This window comes from Granulicella tundricola MP5ACTX9, assembly GCF_000178975.2.
Taxonomy (GTDB): domain Bacteria; phylum Acidobacteriota; class Terriglobia; order Terriglobales; family Acidobacteriaceae; genus Edaphobacter; species Edaphobacter tundricola.
Window position 1 is genome coordinate 2,268,881 of sequence record NC_015064.1, and the last position, 22,751, is coordinate 2,291,631.

The following is a 22,751-nucleotide window of genomic DNA, read 5'->3' on the forward strand; positions in this document are numbered from 1 at the left end:
TCGCACTCATTCAACCGCAAAACGGGAGCTCCGATCTTGCTCGTATCCACCTCTGGTCTCACCCCACGGCTTACGCACGGCCTCCTGGCCTCAGCCCTTCTGCTCTCCACCGCCGCTTTCGGGCAGGTGCTGCGCCCCGCCGGCTCGGGCGAGGTCGATACCACCGCGACGCAGACCGCGACCTTCACGCAAGGTACGACCGTCCTCGAAGGCGCGGACCGCAGGCCACAGACGTCGCTGGACGGTGCCTGGCATTCCATCGCCGACCCCTACTTCACGGGCCTCTACAACTTCCATCATGAGATGAAGAAGGATGGCTGGTTCAAGAACGAGCATTGGGCCGGCATCGGCGATAACCGCCTGCTGGAGTACGACTTTGCCAAGTCACCCACGCTGAACGTTCCCGGCGACTGGAACACGCAGCGCGATTCCCTCTTCCTATACGAAGGTGCGGTCTGGTATCAGCGTGACTTCACCTGGCACAACACCACCGGCAAGCGAACCTTTCTGCATGTGGGCGCGGCGAACTACCGCTCCTGGTTCTGGGTCAACGGCCAGAAGGTCTGCCAGCATGAAGGCGGCTTCACCACCTTCGACTGCGACGTCACCGCAGCCCTGAAGGACGGCAGCAACTTCATCGTCGCAGCCGTCAACAACCAGCGCCTCCCGGAAGGCGTTCCAACGCTCGAGACCGACTGGTGGAACTACGGTGGCCTCACCCGCTCGCTGGCGCTTGTAGAAGTACCCGAAGCGTTCATCACAGGCTACGACCTTCACCTCGACCGCGCCACCCGCACGCATATTGAAGGCTGGGTGCAGGTCGCCAACGCACACGCGGGCGAAGAGGTCGGCGTCTCCCTCCCTGAGTTGCACGCAACCACCATGGCAAAGGTCGATGCCGACGGCCACGCCGCCATCTCCTTCACGCCAAAGAATCTAAAGCTCTGGAGCCCCGGCAAGCCGGTCCTCTATAAGGTGGACCTCACCGCCGGCAACGACGCGATCCATGAAGAGATGGGCTTCAAGACCATCGAGACCCGCGGCACCCAAATCCTCGTCAACGGCGACCCCATCTACCTGCGCGGCATCTCCATCCACGCAGAAGCGCCGTACCGCACCGGCCGCGCCAACACCCAGAAGGATATGGACACACTGCTGGGCTGGGCCAGGGAACTCGGCTGCAACTACGTGCGCCTGGCCCACTACCCGCATGACGAGAAGATGACCCGCACGGCCGATCGCCTGGGCATCCTGGTCTGGTCTGAGATTCCCACCTACTGGGCGATCCAGTTCGACAACCCCATCGTCCTCGCCAAGGCCAAGCAGCAACTCAACGAGGAGATCTCCCGCGATCGCAACAAGGTCTCCATCGGCCTCTGGTCCATCGCCAACGAAACCCCAGCCACCGAGGCCCGCACGAAGTTCCTGACGGCGCTCGCGGAGGAGACCCGGCGTCTCGACAAGGAGCGCCTGGTCACCGCAGCGCTGCTGGTCCGTGACGGCGACAAGTCCAAGCATGAGAAAGTCGTCGACGATAAGCTCGGGCAGGCGCTGGACGTCATCGGCATGAACGAGTACGTCGGCTGGTATGAGGGCAAGCCGGAGACGGCGGACCTGATGCAGTGGACAGTCGCCTATCAGAAGCCGGTCATCGTCAGCGAGTTTGGCGGAGAAGGTCCGGCCGGCGTTCACGGCACGGCAGACCAGCGCTGGACCGAAGAGTATGTGGCCAACCTCTACACCCACAACCTGAAGATGCTCGCTGCCATCCCGCAGGTGCGCGGTATGAGCCCATGGCTCCTGATGGACTTCCGTTCGCCCTCCCGTCAGATGCCCGGCATGCAGGATTACTTCAACCGCAAGGGCCTCATCAGCGAGAAGGGTCAGAAGAAGCTGGCCTTCGGTGTCCTGCAGAACGCATACCGCAGCGGGTATGGGAACGCCGGCTCAAAGTAAGCTAAACGAAAGCAGGTCGTCTCCGTCCAAGCTGTATATTCCAAGATGTTGGTTCCAAATCTGGCTGTGAGATCGAGGAAGGTTCGATGACCGGTTGCGTGCGTATGTCTGTCTTGATGTTGGCGTTGGGCAGCAGTCTTATCGGGCTTCATGCGGCAGCCCAGACAGCGGCGACCGCACCGCACACTCGCGGCGATATCAGCGGCGACTGGCAAGGCACGCTCCAGGTCGACCACCCCCTCCGCCTTGTCGCACGCTTTGCAAAGGCGGACAAGGGCTTCACCGGCAAGATGTACAGCATCGATCAGGGCGGCCAGGGCTTCAGCGCCTCGGCCATCACCGTGGATGCCTCAACGGTGAAGTTTACCATTGAGGTCATCGGCGGAACTTATGAAGGCACGCTCAGCGCGGACGGCAACTCCATCGCCGGCAACTGGCTGCAGGGCCCAAATCCGGTGCCGCTGACTCTGGTGCGTGCCACCAAGGAGACGGCATGGGAGATTCCCCCCGTAGCTCCGCCGCCCAAGCTCATGGCCGCGGACGCCGACCCATCGTTTGAGGTCGCAACCATCAAGCCCAACGATACCGGCGCAACCGGCATGCAGGGCCTGACCGTCAATGGCCGTAACTTCCAAACCCGTGCATCGTCGCTGGGCGATCTCATCTCCTTCGCCTACGAGGTCCAGAGCAAGCAGATCGTAGGCGCACCGGACTGGGTCTATCACGACCGCTACGACATTGCCGCAGTGCCCGATGTAGACGGCGCACCGAATCCGGCGCAGATTCGCCTGATGATCAAGAAGCTACTCAAGGACCGCTTCAAGCTGACCTTCCACCAGGATAAGAAGGAGCTCTCAGCCTACGTGCTAACGGTCGCAAAGAGTGGATCGAAGGTAAAGGAGACGGAGCTGCAGGGTTCGCTGCCCGGCATTAACATCAGACCCTCCCCCAAAGGCCTGACGCTGATCATTCGCAACGGCCAGATCGCCGACTTCACCGGCTTTCTGCAGATTTTGGTGCTGGATCGCCCTGTCGTCGACCACACCGCCTTGCCCGCCAAGTACGACTTCTCCGTCACCTTCACCCCGGATGACTCGCAGTTCAACGGACACCCGCCACCGCTCCCGGCCAAGACCGATGCAGCCGAGTCCGCGCCCAATCTGTTCGAGGCCATGCAGCAGCAGTTGGGCTGGAAGCTCGAAGCAGAAAAGACGCCCGTCGATGTCATGGCCATCGACCACGTAGAGAAGCCCTCCGCAAACTAAGCCCGCACCTTCGGCTCCTTGTGACCGGAGGAGCCGGGGGGCAATGCATCTCTCGCGCCGTGCGAAAATCTTCTATTCCCTGCAAGCTAATTCTTCCTCCGTACGTCTATCAGCCATAACCTTTGAACTAAATAGCTGAAACTCCGTATCTGTTCTAAACAAGGAGTGGTCTGAACGTATGACGAAGTGGGCGATCTCGCTGGCGGCGATGGCAGGTGAACGTGAGGCGTAGCCGACGGAACAGACTGTATGCTTCCCTGCTCATGATGGCTGCTCCAGCTGCATGGGCGGCTGACGTGCGTGGCCTCGTCACCTTTGGCGGACTGCCGATTCCGGGGGCCACGGTCACCGTCGCGCAGGGCACGAAGAAATTTGTAACCGTCACAGATACACAAGGCTTTTACTCCGTCACCGGCCCCGCGGATGGTGCAGCAACCGTCACAGTCGAGATGACCGGCTTCACTCCCGTGACGCTGGAGGTCACAGTCGCCGCAGACGCCGCGCTCGGCAAGGCAGAGCTCAAGCTGATGACGCTGCAGCAGATGCAGAGCGAGCTGAAACCTGTCGCAGCCGCCCCGTTCACAGAGACCCAGGCCCGCACTGAGGTCAAGAAGACCGGCAACGCGCCGCAGGTCGCTCGCGCCGCAGGCGAGAACGCACCTCCCCCACCAGCCGAAACCGTCGACAAGGCCGCGGACGGTCTGCTGGTCAACGGCAGCGTCAACAACGCCGCCACCTCCCGCTTCAGCCTCGCGCCGCGCTTCGGCAACACCGCCAGCGGGCGTTCGCTGTATTCCTTCTCGCTCAATGCGCGCGTGGGGAACTCCGTTCTGGACGCCCGCTCTTACTCCATCGCCGGCTTCGACACCCCCAAGCCGCAGACCAGCGAGCTCACCGGCGGCTTCTCCTTCCAGGGTCCAATCAAGATCCCAGGTGTATTAAGAAACGGCCCGAACCTCTACGTCGGCTATCAGAGGGAGCAGAACAGCGACAGTGTTTCGACGCCCGGCCTGGTGCCTGATGCTTTCGAGCGCGTCGGCGATCTATCGCACGAGCTCAACTCCGCAGGTCAGCCTCTCGTCGTCTATAACCCGGCCACGGGACTTCCCTATCCCAACGCCCAGGTCCCCATCACCCCGCAGGCGCAGGCTCTGCTCAACCTTTATCCCCTGCCGAACATCAGCGGCAACTCCCAGTACAACTATCAGGTTCCGCTGGTGACGGATACGCATCAGGATTCGGTAAACAGCAACGTCAGCAAGACGATCGGGCGCAAGGACCAGGTGACCGGCACGCTGGCCGCGCAGAGCACGCGCACCAGCTATCAGAACCTCTTCGGCTTCACCGATCAGACCCACCGCCTGGGACTGAACAGCACCGTCTCCTGGGCGCACACGTACAGCTCACGCCTGCGTACCAACCTCAGCTATCAGTTCAGCCGCCAGTCCAATCGCCTGACGCCCTTCTGGCAGAACCGCACGAACGTCAGTGGAGCCGCCGGCATCAATGGCAACGACCAGGATGCAGCATACTGGGGCCCGCCAACCCTCAACTTCTCCGGTGGTCTCAGTTCACTCACAGATGGGCAAAGCAGCTTCCTCCGCAACGGCACCAACGGGCTGTCGTTCACCGGCAAGATGAACCGCTACAACCACAACTTCACCGCCGGCGGAGACTTCAGACGTCAGCAGTTCAACTATCTCACCCAGGCCAACCCACGCGGCACGTTCACGTTTTCAGGCGCAGCAACCGCAGGTACCGCGACGGGCAGCGGCTCGGATGTCGCGGACTTCCTGGCCGGTGTCCCGGACACCAGCGCCATCGCCTTCGGCAACGCGGATAAGTATCTGCGCCAGACGGTCTATGACGCCTTCTTCACGGACGATTGGCGCGTAAGCCCGGTCCTGACCGTCAACGCAGGCGTGCGTTATGAGTACGGAGCCCCGGTGACGGAACGCAAGGACCGCCTCGTCAACCTTGATGTAGCGTCCAGCAACGCAAGCAGCTTCGCGGCCATCGCGCCGGTGCTCGCCGGTTCACCCAAGGGCACGCTCACAGGCACAAGTTATCCGAACTCCCTCACACGGCCCGTGCGGACTGGCATCGAGCCACGCATCGGTATCTCGTGGCGCCCCATCGCAGGCTCGTCGATGGTCGTCAGCGCAGGCTACGGCATTACCTATGACACGTCGGTCTATCAGGGCATCGCGCTGGACATGGCGCAGCAAGCTCCGCTGTCCAAGAGCCTCACCCTCCAGAACAGCACAGCCTGTCCCTTGACGTTAGCCAACGGCTTCAACAACTGCGCCACCACAACGCCGCAGACCTTCGGCGTAGACCCCAACTTCAGAGTGGGCTATCTCCAGACCTGGAACCTGCGCGTTCAACGTGACCTCCCGCACTCCCTCCAGATGACCGCCATCTACCTGGGCAACAAGGGCACACGCGGCGCACAGTTGTTCCTGCCGAACACCAACCCCGCAGGCGCGGTCGCCGTCTGCCCCCTGTGCCCCGTTGGCTTTGAGTACCTGCGCTCCGGCGGCAACTCCACCCGCGAGTCAGGCCAGATCCAACTCCGCCGCCGCCTCAAGAGCGGCTTCCTCGCCTCGCTCCTCTACACCTACTCCAAGTCCATTGACGACGACTCAGCCCTCGGCGGCCAGGGCGCAGCCACACTCAGTTCAGCAACCATCGCACAGGACTGGCGCAACCTCAACGCAGAGCGCGGCCTCTCCACCTTCGACCAGCGCCATCTCTTGAACGCAACGATTCAGTACACCACCGGCATGGGCAAAGGCGGGGGCACGCTGCTCACCGGATGGCGCGGCAAGCTCTACAAGGAGTGGACGGTGCAGACCCAGATCACAGCCGGAAGCGGTTTGCCGGAGACACCCCTGGCCTCGGCCGTGACGGTCGCAGGCTACTCCGCGTTCGTGCGGCCTGACGTCACCGGCGCTCCGCTCTACGGAGGCACGGGAGGCAGGTTCCTGAACGCAGCCGCCTTTGCCACAGCCGCACCCGGCCAGTGGGGTAACGCCCGCCGAGACTCCCTCACCGGCCCCGGCCAGTTCACGCTGGACACCGCCCTCGTCCGCACCTTCCGTCTGCCGGAGAAGCTCACGCTGGACCTCCAGATCGCCGCCGCCAACGCCCTCAATCACGTCAGCTACTCCAACTACGTCTCGAACGTGAACAGTACGCTCTTCGGCCTGCCCGGCGCGGCCAATTCCATGCGGAGCCTCCAGACTTCCATGCGGTTGAGGTTCTAAGCCATGCGCATCCTGACTCTTCTGCTCACAATCCTCGCGATGCCCACTCTGGCCCAAGCACAGGTCGTAGGCCAGAACACCAAGCCCGCCAGCGAAGGCGGTGGCGTCTACACCCTCTCCACCAGCACCAAGCTCGTCATTGAAGCCGTCAACGTCAAAGACAAGCAAGGCAAGTCCATCACCGGCCTCACCGCAAAAGACTTCAACGTCACGGAAGACGGAGTCACCCAGAAGGTCAGCTTCGCCGAGTATCAGGAGCTCCCCACCAAGCCGGACCCGCCTGAGAAAACCAAAGCGCCAGAGAACGTTACCGTCTTCAACCGTCTCGCGGTCACGCAGATTGCAGCCGAAACCCCCGGCAGCGTCAAGTACAAGAACCGCCGCCTCATCTCCCTCTACTTCGACCTCACCGCCATGCCGCCGGATGACAAGCTCCGCGCCCTGCGAGCAGCCGAGAAGTTCATCCGCACCCAGATGACCTCCGCCGATCTCGTCTCCATCATGCGTTACGGCGGCTCCTCGGTGGACGTGCTCCAGGACTTCACCGCCGATCACGACCGCCTCCTCAGCATCATTGAAACCCTCATCGTCGGCGAAAACCAGCAGAGCGAAGACATCTCCAGTGACTCCGCCGCAGCCGATACCGGCGCAGCCTTCGGCCAGGACAGCGGTGAGTTCAACCTCTTCAACACAGACCGTCAGCTCTCCGCCCTGCAGACCGCCGCCAAGATGCTCGGCCGCCTCAGTGAGAAGAAGGTCCTCATCTACTTCGCCAGCGGCCTCACGCTGCACGGCGTGGACAATCAGGCTCAGCTCCACGCCACCATCGACGACGCCATCCGCTCCGGCGTCTCCTTCTGGCCCATCGATGCACGCGGTCTAGTAGCCCAGGCCCCTCTGGGCGACGCCACCCAGGGCTCCCCCGGCAACACCGCCATGTACAACGGCACGGCAGCCTTCGCCGTCACCACCCGTCTCCAGCAGTCGCAGGACACCCTCTTCGCGCTTGCGGGCGATACCGGCGGCAAGGCCCTGCTGGACTACAACGATCTCGCCCTCGGCATCGTGCAGGCGCAGCAGAACGTCAGCAGCTACTACATCCTCGGCTACTACACCACCAACCCCGCGCTCGACGGCCGCTTCCGCAAGATCAAGATCAGCGTCAACCAGGAGCTCGCAGCCAACCTCGACTACCGCCAGGGCTACTACGCCGGCAAGGTCTTCGCCAAGTTCACCACCGCGGATAAAGAACGTCAGCTTGAAGACGCCCTCATGCTCGGCGATCCCGTCACCGACCTCACCATCGCCATGGAGATCAACTACTTTCAGCTCAATCGCGCCGAGTACTTCGTCCCCATCGTCGTGAAGATCCCGGGCCGCGAGCTGGCTCTCGCCAAAAAAGGCGGAGCCCAGCACACCCTCATCGACTTCATCCTCGAGGTCAAGGATGAGGTCGGCAACAACGCCACCGTCCAGAACCTGCGCGACAACGTCAACATCAAGCTGAGCGATGCCACCGCCAACGAGCTCGCCAAGCGCCCCATCGAGTACGAAACCGGCTTCACCCTGCTCCCCGGCAAGTACACCATGAAGTTCCTCGCACGAGATGACGAGACGGGCCGCATGGGAACCTTCCAGACCACCTTCATCATCCCCAACCTCAACAAGGAGCTGAAGCGAGTCCCCATCAGCTCCGTCGTCCTCAGCGGCCAGCGCATCGCCCTGACCGACGCCATCTACAACGCGGAGAAGGCCAAGGAGCGCGCCAAGCAGGACGCCGTCAACCCGCTCGTCCTCAACGGCCAGAAGCTCATCCCCAGCGTCACCCGCACCTTCAGCAAAAGCCGCGATCTCTTCGTCTACCTCCAGGCCTATCAGCCCGGCATCACGGAGCCGCATCCCCTGATGGCCTTCGTCAGCTTCTACCAGCAGCAGACCAAGGTCTTTGAGACCCAGCCCATGCAGGTCACCAGCGGCATGACCAACTCGCTCAAGACGATGCCGCTGCGCTTTGACATCGGCCTCGCCTCACTCGCGCCCGGCGAGTACATCTGCCAGGTCACCGTGCTGGACCCCACCGGCCAGAAGAGTTCCTTCTGGGAGACCCCCATCACCCTCGTCCCATAAAACCGGCACCATTCCACGGAACAAATCTTTTCCGCCTCGCGTACCTGACCCTGGAACATGAGGAGCACTACGCGTTGAAGTTCAAGGGGCCCAGCACCGTCGTTGCATCAGCACTATCAGTCCTTCTCTGGCTGTCAGCATCCGCCCACGCACAAGTAGGCTCGCAGGAGCCCGGCCAGCCCAAGCCCAGCGTCGTCGCCCAGACCCAGCCCCGCTCCATCCCTCTCGCGGACGCCTCCGTCCCGCTGCTCGACCATCCCTTAACCCTCGCCGACTTTCCCGCCATGGCCCCCCGCCCAGACCTCAAAGACAAATTAGGTCACCTCACCCAGTTCATCCAGAACACTCCCGTCGATGGTGCCGCCGCCACCGAGCCCACTGAGGTCTATCTCGGCCGCACCAACAACACCCTCTATATCGTCTTCCTCTGCTTCGCCAAGCACCCCGAGCTCATCCGCACCCATCTCGCCCGCCGCGAGAACATCCTCAAAGACGACTTCGTCACCGTCAATCTCGATCCCTTCCAGGACCGCCAGCGCGGCGTCATGTTCCAGGTCAACCCCAGCGGCGTCCAGGCAGACGCCTCATGGACCGAAGCCAACGGATACGACTACAGCTACGACCAGGTCTGGGACTCGGACGCCCGCATCACCAGCAAGGGCTACATGGCCCTCATCGCACTCCCCTTCCGCAGCCTCCGCTTCCCGCCCACCGGCAGCGACTGGGGCGCGGTCTTCTGGCGCAACATCCCGCGCAACAGTGAAAACGACTTCTGGCCCCGCGTCTCCGCCAACGTCTCCGGGCAGTTGAGCCAGGAAGGCACCCTCCACCTCAACGGACTCGCAGGCGTCACCGGCTCCCACAACATCCAGCTCAACCCCTACGCCCTCGGCCAGAGCGAGCACACCCTCCAGACCCAGGACCCCAACAATCCCGCCTTCTCCACCCGCCATCTTGAAGGCACCGCCGGCGGCGAGGCCAAGGCCATCCTCAAGGACTCCATCGTCTTTGACGCCACCATCAACCCGGACTTCTCAGACGTTGAAAGCGATCAGCCCCAGTTCACCGTCAACCAGCGTTACCCGGTCTACTTCCCTGAGCTCCGCCCCTTCTTCCTTGAAAACGCCAGCTACTTCGCCACGCCCCTCACCCTGCTCTACACCCGCAACATCATCCGCCCGGAGTTCGGCGCGCGCGTCACCGGCAAGATCGACCGCTACAACCTCGGCATCCTCGCCATCGACGACCGAGAGCCCGGAGAGGCCGTCCCCGCAGGCGACCCCCTCGCCAAGGCCCGCGCCGGCTTCTTCGTCGGCCGCCTCTCCCGCGATCTCGGCAAAGGCTCAAACGTAGGCCTCACCTACACGGACGAGGAGTTCGGCGGCGGTGCCAACCGAGTCGGCGGCATCGACTTCACCTGGCGCGCCGACAGCCACTGGACCATCCTCGGCCAGGGCGTGGAAAGCTCCACCCGCCAGAACAACCCGGCCAGCGCCGCCTTCGTCTTCCCGACCGGCTACCACGCAGGCCCAGCCACGGACATACAGGTCCAGCGCAACGGCCACTCCTTCAGCCTCAATGACGAGTACCAGGACATCAGCAAAGGCTTCACCACCCTCGCCGGCTTCCTCCAGACCTCCAACATTCGCAGCGACCACCTCCACTCCACCTACCAGTGGTACCCCAAGCACAGCCTCGCCCAGAGCATTGGCCTAGAGACCAACCAGAACATCGCCTTCGACCATGCCGGCAACCGCGTCTACCACTACTCCACCTTCGACCCCTTCGTCCTGCTGCCCAACAACATCGTCATCGCGCCTCTCATCGGACAGAACTCGGACACGGTCGGCCCGCAGAACGGCTACCCCCTGCCCGCCAGCCGCAACTTCACGGAGAACTTCGGCGGCTTCGTCGCACGCGGCCAGCCCTGGTCCCAGCTCAACTTCAACGTGCAGGCCATCCGCAGCGGCAACGTCAACTACAACCCGCCGCCCGGCCAGTCGCCCTTCCTGCTCAATCAGGAGACCGTCCAGGCCCTCATCACCCTGAACCCCCTGCGCCAGCTCACAGACGACAACACCTACCTCCTCGACCGCGACCACTCCGTCAAAGACGGTCAGCTCGTCTACGAGACCCAGGTCTTCCGCACCAAGCTCAACTACCAGTTCACCCGCGCCTGGTCCGCCCGCCTCATCGTCGAGTACGACTCCACCCTCGCCAACCCCGCCCAGACCTCCCTCACCCGCACCAAGCAGGTCCAGACCCAGGCCCTCCTCACCTGGCTCCCGCACCCCGGAACCGTCGTCTACATCGGCTACAACAACGACCTCCAGAACTACAACCACCAGCTCTGCAGCGTCATCACCGGCACCCGGACCTGCAATCCCGGACGCCCCATCCTGCCACGCGGCCCCGCCTACCTCAACGACGGCCGCCAGTTCTTCATCAAGGCCAGCTACCTCCTCCGCTTCTAAAGCGAAAACGTAACCCCCGTCAGCCGCTCCGTCTCCGCCCAAAGCCGTTTCGCAAGGCTCAGGTCCTTGGCCGCCGGCGCAATCTTCGCCGCCACCGGATAGCCCTTCAGCTCCTGGAATCCATTCGGCCCATAGTATCCTCCCGGCTCAACCGATTGCGCTGTAGCCGCATACAGCGTAGGCAGCGCACCATGCGCCGCATCCTGAGAAGCAAACGGCTTCAAAATCGCCGAGATAATCCGAAAGCCCAACGGACTCTGCCCAGCCGGACCACTCGCCTGCAGATTCGTAATCGCATACCCCGGATGCCCACCCGTGCTCAGAACTGGAGACCCCACAGCCGTCAACCGCCGCTGAAGCTCGAGCTGAAAGATCAGATCCGCCAGCTTCGACTGCGAGTAAGCCCCAAACATCGGCTTGTAACTCCGCTCGCCCTGCAGGTTGTCGAACTCGATCTTGCCCTGGTTGCTCACGCCGCTTGAAACCGTCACAATCCGCGATCCCCGCCGCTGCCGCATCTGCGGAAACAGCAGCGCCGTCAGCAGAAAGGGCCCAAGATAGTTCGTCGCAAACTGCCGTTCATACCCATCCACGGTCAACTCCCGCTGCGGCACCGCCATCACCCCCGCATTGTTGATCAGCAGATCCAGCGATTGCCCCGGAAACCTCTCGCCAATCGTCCGAGCAAACTCCCGCACGCTAGCCAGTGAAGCCAGGTCGAGCACCCCCGCCGTCAACTTTGCACCCGGAACCTCACGCCGAATCCGCGCAATCGCACCTTCAGCCTTGTCCACCGACCGCGCCGGAAGAATCACCTCCGCGCCCTGCCTCGCCAGCTCCAACGCCGCCTCATACCCGATACCGGAGTTCGCGCCTGTAATCAAAACCCGCCGTCCCTGCTGTGAAGGAACGTCGCTTGCCATGAAATGAGAGTTCGTCTGAGTCGTCATACTTGGAGTATCCTGCCATTAGTATCTTTTGGCAATAAGGCACCTTTCTGGCTTGTACGCACCTTGAGGTAACCATGAAAAGCAAGATCGATTGGGAAGAAGCCTACGCAGCCTGCGAGGCCCTCACCGAAAACGAAGACTCCCTCACCCGCGACATCGTCACCGGCATCTCGGAAAAGTGGACCCTCTGGACCCTCGCCGAGCTCGCCGCTGAAGAAGCCCCCCTCCGCTTCTCCCGCATCATGGAGCGCGTCGAAGGCGTCAGCCAGAAGTCCCTCACCAAGGTCCTCCGCCAGTTGGAGCGCGACGGCCTCATCACCCGCAAGGTCTTCGCAGAGGTCCCCCCACGCGTCGAGTACGCCACCACCGACCTAGCGCTGGAAATGCTCGAACTGGTCCACCCATTATGGAAATGGGCCGCCGCCAACGTAGCCAAATTCCAGGCCGCACAAACGAGCTATGACCTTCGTCAGAAAAAGAATTGAACTTCTGAACGCAACCTGCCGATAGAGCAACACCTCAGTCTCTTCGCGGAGCTGACTTCATCGGAGGTCTCTATGTCGATATCGATCCCATCTTTCGCTGTCAATCCCCCGGACTACGCCGCAGGCCAGCCCACCGATCAGGCCGCCCCCACAGCCAAGCCCAGCGTCTCCCAGCAGATGCACACGCTCGCAACCTCCGGCCAGTCGGCCCAGCAGATCGCCACCAGCCTCGGCCTCCCCACCTCAGAGGTGAACGCAGCCCTTGGCATCACAACCAGCCCATCCGGCACCGCCACCGCAGTCGTCGCAGCCGCGGCTCGCCTTTCAGTTCACGCCTGATCCTGGCAGCGAAATATTCATCCCCTGTCATCGAATGATGCCACATAGATCATGGCGAGTCTCAGGAATGCGAGGTCTGTTCCGAACCGGAGACAGGCTTGCTCAGGAAGAGCGCAATGCCCGTGCCGAGCAGCACACCTAACGCGTCCATCCCGATATCGTGCGTTTCAAGCACGGCCCCGTAGATGAAGTGCTCACAGAATTCGATTCCAGTGCCGAACGCAAGGCTCCCAAGAAAGAACAAGATACGTTGTCCGGGAGTCTTCGAGATTCTGCCGGTCAAATATCCGATCACAGCGAAGGCGGCCAGATGCCCGTAGGGGTGCAGCCGGCCTGCCGTATGCAAAACCTGTTTCGCCTGCTCCGGCAAAAGAGAGAACGCTGCCAGTCCAATCACTGCCGCAATGCATAAGCCGATGTAGATATAGCTTTCCCTGCGCGCCGGGTACGGATTTCTAAGTTTGTTTGCTTGCACTCTTTAATCCTACATGGGTCCGTTTGAGCAGATTGCCTGTGAAATAGGTCTTCTCTTATTCGCCTGAATCTCTTCATGGGTGTCTGAAAAGCAGAAGGTAGCCGAGGCGTTTCACATACGTCAGGATCATGATGTGGTGCCCGAGGGGGGACTTGAACCCTACAGCATTTCAGACGGTTCAAAAAGCGCTACCCTGTAGTCAAAAAGCAATGATAGAGCGGGTTATGCGTTCTTTCCGTTTTGAACCACCTGCTACGTTGTAGGCTATTTTCTCATATTGAAATGACTAAAAGTAGTACGGTTTAGTACGGCGATAGTACGGGTTCTGGGTCGTTTGCCGCCGGTCGGCCAAACGCAGAAACGCGCACCCGAGCGCGTTCGATCCGCGTGCCTGGGTAGGCGGCTATCTGAGGAACGCTGGCGCTACTCTTCAACCTCAGACCGCAGATAGATCTTCGAAGGAATCCGTTCACCATCTCCCTCGGCTCGCCCAAAGTAGCTAGCTTAACCATTCAGATAGATGTTGGGCCTCTTTTTCGTCTTAGCTCTCTTCTCGGCGTGGCGCTTTCTTTGGGCTGCCGCAATCCTGGCTCTCCCCTCAACCGACTTTGGCCCTTTGTTTGTCTCACCCGCCGCTTGAGTTCTACCCTTCCGCACAACTTTCTTCAATCGAAGGCTCTCCCCCTCAGCAGCGCAGTCTGTGCCGCAATACACTCTCGCCTCCTTAGTAGCGATGAACAGTCTCCTCGTTCTTCGGCAGGCTGGATTGGCACACACCCTGAGCAGAGGGAGGTCGACTTGAAATCTTTCCAGCAGCTTTCTGAGTAGGTGGTCCTTTGGGAGTTCATCCCAGCGACCTCTACCGAGCGCGTTCGCCCAAAGATGACCACGAACCTCGGTGAACACTTCTTCGCGTTCTGATATGGCAGACTTCCACGGCCTCAAGAGACAGGCCCGGACGAATGCTGTGTAGGCATGTATGTAAGTTGTAGGTGCTTCGCTGCGGGCTTCTTGATACGGTCCGCCAAAGCTCCCACCGTACTCTTCCAACACTCTAAAAACTTGAAGTCGTTCACTCTCTCGCGTTTCGCTCTGTTGTTCAGTGTCTCCAGGCTGCTGTTCGAAAGCGGGATCTGTGAAGAGCTTGGCACAGTCACAGAGTGCCTGCTGATGTTTGGACTCACTTGGGTGACGGAGGTCCCACGAGTTGGCGAGGCTAATCAGTATGCTTCGCAATCCAGTCACAGTCACAGATGCCATACCAAGATACTTACACGGTTTCAGAGAGGAAGGCCAGCACGTTTGGACTCGAAACTTACAAGGGCTAAGACGGCCCTAATCTTAGGAAGTCGAGTGGCTGCACGGACCGCTCAGTACGGCTGAAACAAAGTAAATGTGCCCGAATCACTAAAACGCCCCGCGTGGAGCGAACGACCCAACTCGCTCCGAAACCCGGAACGCATCATCAACCGCACAACTCCAAGCGAGACCTGAGCGGCATAACCAATCTTTGACAACCGTTCTTCGCTTATCACTGGGGCTCTTCAGCCAGCCCCTCACTCCCAACGCAACATCAACCGGAAAGGACACCATGGCAGCACCCACCCCATTTCCCACCGTAAGCGAGGAAGCAGAAGACCGCTTCGAGCTTGCCACCGACCGCTTCTTACGCAAGTGGGGCCATCTCCTCGTCAAGGACTATCCCAAGCACGATCCTGAGTTCACCGCCGACTTTCACGATTTCGAGGTCGAGAGCATAGCGACCCATGATCTCGCCAACAGCAACTAGCTGGAGGTCGGCTCACTAGCTTCCCGTCCATCTTGTCGTTCACCATCAACCCGTCCTCGCGCCGGTCATGAGAGAGCTTCGTCTTGTGGCCGGTGCGGGGATCGAACCCGAAAAGGACTCCAACACCATGTCAAATCATCCCGCTGTAACCAACCAGAACTTTCCTCGCTTGTCCTCTTTCTCCAGCTCTGCGCTCCTCGTGAAGAAGTTGCGCTCGCTGTCCGGTCCCGCTATTGTGACTTCCCCCGGTGATCTTACTGCCACCTCTCTTGAGCATGATGCCTTCGGTGACAACTTGGAGTTTGTAATCCATAAGGATGGCCAGGTTTGGGCGCACGTCACGTTTTGCGATGAAGATCACCCCTTCCACACCATCACCCTCTGCAAGAGTCTGGCGGACCTTCTTCCCGAGTTCATTGACTTTGTGGCGGAGATGGCGGAGGAGTCCTCGATCAACGGCGACTTGCCCTGCCCTGGTGGCTCGGCGGTCGGTTCACTGGCCGGGAACGTGTTGAAGCTTGATGCGTCGATCACCAACCTTCGCAAGTCGACGGATCGCTTGATGACCGCTCTGAAGCTCACGGGCAAGGATGGTGCCGTAGCCGCAGGATAGACGGCGGAAGCTTGGCGGGGGCGGGGGTAGCTGTTGCTTATGCTCTTCTCGCTCCCGCTTTTGCTTTTGGTAATCGCAATTGCGGAGTGCGCCGAGCAAGGGGCGCGAGGTCATAGTGGGCTAGCCCACGAGACCTACTACCTATTCCTTATTGCTTATACCTACTACTTAAGTGGGGCGTCCGTCGGGTTCTACGCCCCACGCCTGGGGCTTCCGTGGGGCACCCCGTTTATAGGGCATTTTGCGGTTTCAGCCGGATGCCAGCCATACCTTGCCCTACCGGTACCCGTCGCGTGCCCCACGCGTGGGGTGTCTGTAGGGCGGTCGTAGGGCAGGGCAAGATTCACAGAAACTTCGATCCCAGAACGCTAGTTAAGCAAGTTTTCAAACTGCCGGTCCCGAGGTTATGCCATCCGGCAAAAGCCGGAGGCAAGGAGAGGTCACAACATGGAGTTTCCAAAGTTACAAATTGAACGCCCGAAAGCATTCGGCAAAATCTGGATGGCTCAGGCTATCGGCATAGACGCTACCCGCGAGTTTCCGTACACGGTGAGTTGGGTTGAGAAAGAGTTGTTACCTCGTTCGGTAGTCTTCTCGCCCGCCGCCGAAGAGGGCCTTTTTCGGCTGGGCATGGTCGGCAAGGTCATGGAGTTCGCCCTTTACCACGGTAAGTTCATGGAGCTGACGGAGTCTGATTTCCGCTCGTATGTGAAAAAGCAGAAGGTGCCCCGTCCCCTACGGGCTGACTTCCGGTGGGAGCCAGTCGAGGAATTTGGAGGTTGGGTGAACGCATCTTTCAACCTCTATGGGGGGCTTCCGTTCAAGGGTTTCAGGCAGAACGCCAAACGCTAACTACTTCCCCAAAAAGAAACTACGCAACCCAGGGTAAGCGCAGTACTAAGCGTTGAACCAACCCAAAGGACTCAAGCCATGCCCGAAGCTAAACACCCCGCCCCTCAGATTGAGTTTTACCGCCCGAGCGAAGTAGCCACAATGCTACAGCTCGCCACCCAGACCGTTGTCGGATACTGCCGCAAGGGCATCATCCCTTCAATCCATGTACCCGACGCGGATAGCCTCACCCGTATCCCCAAGCAGGAATTCCATGCTTGGCTTGAAGGTCATCGTCATCAGGAGGTGAAGTAATGGACGACTTCAGCCTTGAGTTCGCCCACCTCTTTCACTGCCTGCTGCGCCATGACCACTCGGAGGCGGAGAAGGATCGTGCCGCTGGTGTGGTGGCTTGGGCAGGCAACAACCTGATCAACCTCCGCGCTTGCTGCGTCAACGATGAGTTGACGCTCGTGGGGATAGTCTGGGATTTCGCTTACAAGCAGCACTCGCTTCCCACCCTTGACTCCGTCAACGATGCGGTGGCTCTGTTGGACAAGTCCGCGGAGGTCGTTGCATTGATCAACAACTACCGCGAGATTCGTTCTGAGCTGGTCCCACACGATGCCCTCGGCATGGGACCCGTGCTGGCTGCGAAGATTGTGGCCTTTGAACGAGCCAAGCTCGGCCTATATCTGCGTCAGGCCGTCATGATCAACGGGGGTACGGCGAAGGAAGATAAACGCCTTGGCCGTCGGTACGAAGGTCCGAAAGGCGCTCTGAACTACATCATGGACAAGCTTGAGGAGGGCATCCTGATAGATCGTACCGGTGTGGTGCAGCCTATCATCGTGCAGAAGGAAGCGGGCGAGCTAGGCGAGCGATACGACTACCTCAAGTCTCGGGGTCACTTGCCGAGCGGCATAGACGCATTGCCGCTCTATCCGGGAGATCTCTGTGGGATTTTGGGCTACTCCGGCGGTGGTAAGAGCACGCTGGGTCGCTTCATTGTTTACCAGATGGCGGCTATGGCTGACAAAAACATCCTCGTCATCAGTCTGGAGAACGACGCTGAGGTCGAACGCGACAAGTATCTGTTGCTTCACTGCCATCACCCGAAGTGGGGCGGCGAGTTCGACGCCATCAGCTACGAGCGGTTCCTGACTGGTGCGTTGTTGCCGGTAGAGCGCAAAGCCTTGGATCTCATCGCCCAAGACTTCGCAGATACGGTCTCCGGGCGCATCACCATCCTGCAGCCGTCTGATTCAACCTGGGAGTCGCTAAAGCACTTGGTAGAGCTGCACTCGTCTCGGCATCAGTTGGATGTGCTGTTCATTGACTATCTGCAGATGCTCGAATCCCGTAGCACACGCGGAGAGGACACCCGCTCCCAGATGACGCGCATGATCAAGGACGTGCGTCGGTTTGGGCTTACTCACCGCACGCTGAGCGGTCACCCTATGGTCATCATCAGCCCGATTCAGGGCAACGAAGCAGGCAAGAAGTTCGCTGAAGATCATGAAGGCAGGTGGGACTTGTCGGGTGTGAACGACGTAAAGGAAATGTCTCGGAGCTGCACTCAGCTCGTCGGCACGTTCACTTACGGCGACCACGACCCTCAGGGAAATCTGGAGGGTGTTATCTCCTGCGTCAAGAGCCGCGACGGCATTTACTGGGGGCAGGTGCCGTACAAGCAGACCTGTGCCGGTTGGATACATACCGACCGGATTGCCCATAACGAGATAACCCTAGATGACATTTTGGACGAGGTATAAGGCAATGTTTGGAGATGGAAGCGGATTTGTAAAAGCTCGTAGAGCGGTTCTGGAGCATTTAGCGGACGGGCGATTGACCCCAACGCAGTTCTTGATTCACCACCTGCTGGTGCTCATGGCGGACGCGAAGACTGGGGTAGCTTCGGCGAGCGCGGAGAAGCTGGTCGCCTACAGCGGTGGTCAGTTGGTGAAGCGCACCGTGCAGGATGCGCTCATGGCGCTGGAGAAGAAGGGTTATATCAAGCGGAAGCACATAGCGGGTAAGCATGGAAACTACCCGGTCTTCATCGACAAGTATGAGGTTACGGTTGGCTCGAATGCTGGTAGACGGGTGAATGCGGCACTGTCGTCGGACCCTGTGAGGCCGGTCATGGAATGTGGGTTTTGCCGTACTGAAGAAACTCTCTCAAGTGACGTAGAGGCCAGGGGTTTAGAGTCAGGCGGGTCAGGTGACCGTGCTGAGACCGTGCTGACACCGTACCGAGACCGTGCTGAGACCGTGCCTGTTCAAGACTTAAGACTTAAAAACAAAGAACAAACAACCACTACGGCAGCCCCTTCGGGGCGGGTGGCTGGGGTGGCTGGCTTGGCTGATCAGGAACAAGGACAACAACCCATTTCTTATTCTGTACAACAGTCTGATATCCATTCCCTGATTGAAGCTCTTTATACCGCCGCAGATAAGGCTCCCGTTCATTCAGCCAAAAATCAGGCCAAGGCCCAAGGGCTGCTTGCTGCCCGCAGCCTGAGCCAACTCCTCTCCTTTGTTGCGTTCAGTAAAGCAGACAGCTTCTGGGGTCCCAAGCTGAAAGCAGCGGCCCACCCCGTAAACTACTTCGCTAGCTCCCTGAGCAGCATTGAAGACCAGGCCGTAGCCGCCCGCCCCCGCCAGCGCAAGCCCCCTAGCCCCGCGCCTCCGACGGCTGGCTCAGCCCCCTGCCCCCGCTGCGAGGGTAAAGGCACCTTCTTCAGCAAGACGCTCGGAGAGGATATGCCCTGCGGCTGCCAGAACGTCGTTCGTAGCAGGGCGGCGTAAAGTTCGACCCAGATAAAAGGTGAACCACTGAAGCTTCACCTTGGGATAAAGTGTCACAATGCGAGTTTTCCTGAGTTGGTCCGGCCCCAAGAGCCGCGCTGTTGCTGAACTCTTGAAGAAGTACCTTCCGAGCTTAAACAACACCGTAGATCCTTGGCTCTCATCAAAGGAGATCAGCACCGGCGCTCGATGGAGTAGCGAAATCGCCGCCAACCTTGAAGCCGCGAACATCGGCGTCATCTGCGTGACAGCCGAAAACCAGAATGAACCTTGGATCTTATTTGAAGCTGGCGCGGTCTCAAAGCTCACCACCGTGGGACGGGCGATGGTATTGAGGATCGGCATGAAGGCTACAGACATCACCGGTCCGCTCAGTCAGTTTCAAAGTGTGGGAACAGAGCGGGACGATATCTGGAAGCTTGTGGTGGATATCAACGGAGCTGCTGCCGGTAACGCCGTTCCAGAGTCCACGATTAGCTTGACCTTCAACGCCATCTGGCCGACTCTGCAAGGGGAACTTGATCAGGTCACCAAACAAGCGTCCGCCGATGCACCTGAACGCAGTCAAGACGAAATTATGCAGGAGTTGTTGACGCTGGCCCGCCGGCAGGAGCAGAGCTCTCAGTTGTTACTCAACCAGATTGTTGCTGTAAGCGAACGGACGATCGTGACGTTAGAGAGCAGAGCGCTGGAAAGACGTTACGAAGAAGAACAATACAGCGTCGAAATCGCCCGGTTGAAAGCACGTGAACATGACCTACAAAAAAGACTAGCGCTTTGGGAGCAAACACCGGCGAAGTCTGTTGGAACCGGGCCGCAGAGTCTAGCAGTTATCCAGGCAAACGTTGTGAAGCTGCTCCGAGAACGCGGCTTTGCGGTGCCTTCTGAGATTTGGAAACAGGATGACGAAGGTGAATCACGGCTCATAGTGAACGGGCAGATTAGAACGCTCACTAGTTTGATGAAAGAGCTTGTGGGATGAAGTAAGGCGACCCCAGAACATCGGAGTCGCCTTTCGTCGTTTCAGGTCTTACAGTCTTCAGTCTTTCAGCCACTCCAAGAATCCAGCCCGACCCGCCGCCAAACGGCAGAGGTCATCCAGCAGCACGAACACCGCCTCAGCATCTGCGTCAGTCAGCCCCAGCCCGGTCATATCAGCGACCAGCTCAACCGGTCCGTCGTCCTGAAAGACCCACTCCCTGACCGCCGCCTCTGTACCCAGCCGAACGAACTCGACCGTCAGCCGCTCGACCACCTCGTCATGCCGCTCTTGTAAAGCCGTTAGTAGGGTCATCAGTATTCCTCCCGCAACAAAACACACGTTGACTCCCGGTTGCCGTTGTCGCCTTCGGCCTCCGTGATGATGTAGATCGGCTTGCCGTCTTTCAGGTCATAACGGCTCAGTAGCCGAGAGCCGTCCTTGAGAGCCGCGTCGTTCATCCGCTTATCGTCAGCGCCGAGGTCGCCCCAATCACCACTTAGGTGCCGACGAAGGAAGAGGAGCAGGTTATCCCCGCTCCCCTCTATCGCTGATAATGCCGCCGGTGTCGCCACCAAACGCCCACACTGAAAGTTAGGCATCAGCTTTACCGCCCTTCGCCGCCGCCTTCTTCGCCGGTGTGGACTTGGGGGTCGGAGTGGCTTCCTGAACAGGCTCGCTCTGCTTCTCCTCTGCTGCGGAAGGAACCGCAACCGCTTCGGCGTCCTTACCCCCAGCCGCTTCCTTCTCTGCGCGTAGACGTGCGCTACGTGCCTGAAGAGCTGCGGCTATATTGGCACGTCCCGCCTCGGACATCTTCTTGCGTGTACCGGGTGCGCTCTTACCATCCGGCGTCTCTTTCCCGTTCCAAACCGCCAAGGCGTGATTGATCTTCGTCAGCTCGCCCTGAAGTGTTGCCTTCTCTGTATCCAGCTCAGCGATACGGTTTACGAGTACGGTGGCCTGCTCGCCCATCTGCGTGAGGAAGGTTTCTACGATTGCGCTGGTGTTCGTCATTTGTGCTCTCCGGTGTTACAAAACTCAGTGGGTGTCCACTGGCTTTGAAAAACCCTACGGAGTCGTAGAGAAAAGTAAACACCTTTCTGCTAATCGCCAGGACTTCTCTTTCCTCTTGTCAGAGTTCGCTAACGAAGAGGCAGAAGAACGCTAACTAAGAGACAGTTTGCAAACTTCGGAAGCCAGTATTGAAAGGACTTACCGAATGACATTCACCGAACTCAATCTTCACTACAGCCTCTACAAGAGCGACCACACTCGGGGTCATCTCTTGTGTGAAGCCTGTCGCACCTATGCCAAACAGCTCGTCGGAGCCAACAACCCCGACCGGCATGAGATCGTAGCCGACGCGACGCACAAAGCATGGACCAACTTCAACATGCTCCCGCCCGACCGCGTCTTCGCTGCGTGGTTTACACGCATTGTGAGGAACAAGATTCGCGACTATCACCGCAAGGCGAGAACTCGCGCACTCAATGAAGAGGCCGCCGAACTGTACCCCGAATCACCGTTCACCCTAGAACAGCAACAGGAGATGCGCGAGAAGGGTGGTCCTCTCGTCAGTCATCTCCTGAACGGCTACACGTTGAAAGAAGCCGCAGACCTTCTCGACATTAGCGTGCGCACGGCAAAGAACCAACTCACGAAGCTGAGCGAGGAGATGAACAGCAATGGCTAATACATCATTCGTCAAAACAGCGAACGAGAGACGTTATATAAGTAAGGGCGACAATGCTGCTGACGGTTCCCCGCTCTTAGAAGCACCGCATCCTCTCAGTCTCTCCATGAACGCCCACGTCATCTTTGCAAACGCCGTCGGTGATCCCGACGCGAAGGCACTTGTCGAAGAGTGGCGACCTCGCTTCATTATCCGCGCCGCCACAAGCCAGGAGGTAGAAGCATGGCACTAGTCGTCACGCCATACTGCCTCACCTGCGACATATGCGGCGAAGAGATTGCTGTACCGCGCAACGCTGCACGCAACGGCGAGGCTCTCATGCTGTTCGCTGAAGCCACCGCCATCAGACACAATCTCAAGCACGCTAAGACAAAGCTGATCCAGATCAAGCCAAAGACGATTTGCTGGGCAGACTTGGTCAAACCTTTCCGCGATGAGTTAGAACGCATCGCCTGACGACGTCCCACCTGTGCGCGGTCCTCTCCACTGCGCCTCAAGAGCCGTGTGTACTGCCCTCCTCCTCAGTAGACGCGGCTCTGTCTCCTTCTATGCCAGACACCAACAGGACAAGCACCACACTCCTGATGACCTTCGGTGTGTTCCTTGTGTGGTGGCTCTTTCACCTATACGGCCTCACCTGACCCGCAACACAGAGGAGGTGATCCAGTCTCCCGATATCCGAAGACACAACC

At 59.7% G+C, this 22,751-nt stretch carries 23 protein-coding genes; 17 read left to right on the plus strand and 6 right to left on the minus strand.

The window, feature by feature from the left end; genetic code table 11:
* Positions 1-36 precede the first annotated feature (36 nt).
* The 5 genes from ACIX9_RS09675 (at position 37) to ACIX9_RS09695 (ending at position 11,091) form a co-directional block, all read left to right on the plus strand.
* The gene (locus ACIX9_RS09675) at positions 37-1,956 is read left to right on the plus strand and encodes a glycoside hydrolase family 2 protein (protein WP_013580297.1); all 1,920 of its coding nucleotides are present in this window, start codon (positions 37-39) and stop codon (positions 1,954-1,956) included.
* 104 nt (positions 1,957-2,060) lie between these two features.
* Positions 2,061-3,221 carry a TIGR03435 family protein gene (locus ACIX9_RS09680; protein ID WP_157477447.1) on the plus strand — a complete coding sequence of 387 codons (1,161 nt, stop codon included), beginning with the start codon at positions 2,061-2,063 and terminating at the stop codon, positions 3,219-3,221.
* A gap of 263 nt (positions 3,222-3,484) precedes the next feature.
* The gene (locus tag ACIX9_RS09685; protein WP_013580299.1) at positions 3,485-6,490 is read left to right on the plus strand and encodes a TonB-dependent receptor; all 3,006 of its coding nucleotides are present in this window, start codon (positions 3,485-3,487) and stop codon (positions 6,488-6,490) included.
* Between the two features lie 39 nt (positions 6,491-6,529).
* A complete protein-coding gene (locus tag ACIX9_RS09690; protein WP_232298681.1) occupies positions 6,530-8,617 on the plus strand; it encodes a VWA domain-containing protein in 2,088 nt (695 codons plus the stop codon).
* A gap of 74 nt (positions 8,618-8,691) precedes the next feature.
* Positions 8,692-11,091, plus strand: a complete 2,400-nt coding sequence (locus ACIX9_RS09695) for a carbohydrate binding family 9 domain-containing protein (RefSeq protein WP_013580301.1) — start codon at positions 8,692-8,694, stop codon at positions 11,089-11,091.
* Here the strand turns inward: ACIX9_RS09695 and ACIX9_RS09700 are convergent.
* Positions 11,088-12,041: an oxidoreductase gene (locus ACIX9_RS09700; RefSeq protein ID WP_013580302.1), complete on the minus strand. Its 954-nt coding sequence runs from the start codon at positions 12,039-12,041 to the stop codon at positions 11,088-11,090. The two genes, ACIX9_RS09695 and ACIX9_RS09700, sit on opposite strands and share 4 nt — an antisense overlap.
* Before the next feature lie 74 nt (positions 12,042-12,115).
* On the opposite strand from ACIX9_RS09700, the gene ACIX9_RS09705 reads away from it, so the two are divergent.
* Together ACIX9_RS09705 and ACIX9_RS09710 are read left to right on the plus strand one after the other, a co-directional pair.
* A complete protein-coding gene (locus ACIX9_RS09705) occupies positions 12,116-12,526 on the plus strand; it encodes a winged helix-turn-helix transcriptional regulator (RefSeq protein WP_013580303.1) in 411 nt (136 codons plus the stop codon).
* Between the two features lie 72 nt (positions 12,527-12,598).
* Positions 12,599-12,865, plus strand: a complete 267-nt coding sequence (locus ACIX9_RS09710; protein ID WP_013580304.1) for a hypothetical protein — start codon at positions 12,599-12,601, stop codon at positions 12,863-12,865.
* A 61-nt stretch (positions 12,866-12,926) separates the two neighbouring features.
* On the opposite strand, the gene ACIX9_RS09715 is transcribed toward ACIX9_RS09710, so the two are convergent.
* Positions 12,927-13,340, minus strand: coding sequence for a VanZ family protein (locus ACIX9_RS09715; protein ID WP_013580305.1), 414 nt, complete (start codon positions 13,338-13,340; stop codon positions 12,927-12,929).
* A gap of 504 nt (positions 13,341-13,844) precedes the next feature.
* Positions 13,845-14,600, minus strand: a complete 756-nt coding sequence (locus ACIX9_RS09720; protein WP_013580306.1) for a hypothetical protein — start codon at positions 14,598-14,600, stop codon at positions 13,845-13,847.
* 331 nt (positions 14,601-14,931) lie between these two features.
* On the opposite strand from ACIX9_RS09720, the gene ACIX9_RS09725 reads away from it, so the two are divergent.
* The 7 genes from ACIX9_RS09725 to ACIX9_RS23725 all read left to right on the plus strand — a co-directional run bounded on the left by ACIX9_RS09725 (position 14,932) and on the right by ACIX9_RS23725 (position 20,366).
* Positions 14,932-15,129 carry a hypothetical protein gene (locus ACIX9_RS09725; protein ID WP_013580307.1) on the plus strand — a complete coding sequence of 66 codons (198 nt, stop codon included), beginning with the start codon at positions 14,932-14,934 and terminating at the stop codon, positions 15,127-15,129.
* Positions 15,130-15,256: 127 nt separating this feature from the next.
* A complete protein-coding gene (locus ACIX9_RS09730; protein WP_157477449.1) occupies positions 15,257-15,742 on the plus strand; it encodes a hypothetical protein in 486 nt (161 codons plus the stop codon).
* 447 nt (positions 15,743-16,189) lie between these two features.
* Positions 16,190-16,594 carry a hypothetical protein gene (locus ACIX9_RS09735; protein ID WP_013580310.1) on the plus strand — a complete coding sequence of 135 codons (405 nt, stop codon included), beginning with the start codon at positions 16,190-16,192 and terminating at the stop codon, positions 16,592-16,594.
* Between the two features lie 78 nt (positions 16,595-16,672).
* On the plus strand, positions 16,673-16,888 hold the full coding sequence (locus ACIX9_RS09740) for a helix-turn-helix domain-containing protein (protein ID WP_013580311.1): 216 nt from the start codon (positions 16,673-16,675) through the stop codon (positions 16,886-16,888).
* Entirely contained in the window at positions 16,888-18,348 is a 1,461-nt protein-coding gene (locus ACIX9_RS09745; protein WP_013580312.1) for a DnaB-like helicase C-terminal domain-containing protein, read from the plus strand. The genes ACIX9_RS09740 and ACIX9_RS09745 overlap by 1 nt, the downstream gene beginning before the upstream one ends.
* 73 nt (positions 18,349-18,421) lie before the next feature.
* Positions 18,422-19,384: a helix-turn-helix domain-containing protein gene (locus tag ACIX9_RS09750; protein ID WP_157477451.1), complete on the plus strand. Its 963-nt coding sequence runs from the start codon at positions 18,422-18,424 to the stop codon at positions 19,382-19,384.
* Positions 19,385-19,442: 58 nt separating this feature from the next.
* The gene (locus ACIX9_RS23725) at positions 19,443-20,366 is read left to right on the plus strand and encodes a toll/interleukin-1 receptor domain-containing protein (RefSeq protein WP_013580314.1); all 924 of its coding nucleotides are present in this window, start codon (positions 19,443-19,445) and stop codon (positions 20,364-20,366) included.
* A 57-nt stretch (positions 20,367-20,423) separates the two neighbouring features.
* Here the strand turns inward: ACIX9_RS23725 and ACIX9_RS09760 are convergent, their stop codons facing one another.
* From ACIX9_RS09760 to ACIX9_RS09770, 3 genes are read right to left on the minus strand one after another with little or no spacing between them, the layout of a single operon-like run.
* The gene (locus ACIX9_RS09760; protein ID WP_013580315.1) at positions 20,424-20,678 is read right to left on the minus strand and encodes a hypothetical protein; all 255 of its coding nucleotides are present in this window, start codon (positions 20,676-20,678) and stop codon (positions 20,424-20,426) included.
* Positions 20,678-20,965 (minus strand): hypothetical protein, encoded by a 288-nt coding sequence (locus ACIX9_RS09765; protein ID WP_013580316.1) that lies wholly within the window; start codon positions 20,963-20,965, stop codon positions 20,678-20,680. The genes ACIX9_RS09760 and ACIX9_RS09765 overlap by 1 nt, the downstream gene beginning before the upstream one ends.
* Positions 20,958-21,380: a hypothetical protein gene (locus tag ACIX9_RS09770; protein WP_013580317.1), complete on the minus strand. Its 423-nt coding sequence runs from the start codon at positions 21,378-21,380 to the stop codon at positions 20,958-20,960. Before ACIX9_RS09770 ends, ACIX9_RS09765 begins: the two co-directional genes overlap by 8 nt.
* Before the next feature lie 205 nt (positions 21,381-21,585).
* Here ACIX9_RS09770 and ACIX9_RS09775 point away from each other — a divergent pair, with 205 nt between their 5' ends.
* The 3 genes from ACIX9_RS09775 to ACIX9_RS09780 are packed head-to-tail and all read left to right on the plus strand — an operon-like array spanning position 21,586 to position 22,515.
* Positions 21,586-22,059 (plus strand): RNA polymerase sigma factor, encoded by a 474-nt coding sequence (locus tag ACIX9_RS09775; protein ID WP_013580318.1) that lies wholly within the window; start codon positions 21,586-21,588, stop codon positions 22,057-22,059.
* Complete coding sequence (locus ACIX9_RS25735; RefSeq protein ID WP_013580319.1) at positions 22,052-22,291, plus strand: hypothetical protein; 240 nt, start codon at positions 22,052-22,054, stop codon at positions 22,289-22,291. The genes ACIX9_RS09775 and ACIX9_RS25735 overlap by 8 nt, the downstream gene beginning before the upstream one ends.
* Entirely contained in the window at positions 22,282-22,515 is a 234-nt protein-coding gene (locus ACIX9_RS09780) for a hypothetical protein (protein ID WP_013580320.1), read from the plus strand. Before ACIX9_RS25735 ends, ACIX9_RS09780 begins: the two co-directional genes overlap by 10 nt.
* The last annotated feature ends 236 nt before the right edge of the window (positions 22,516-22,751 follow it).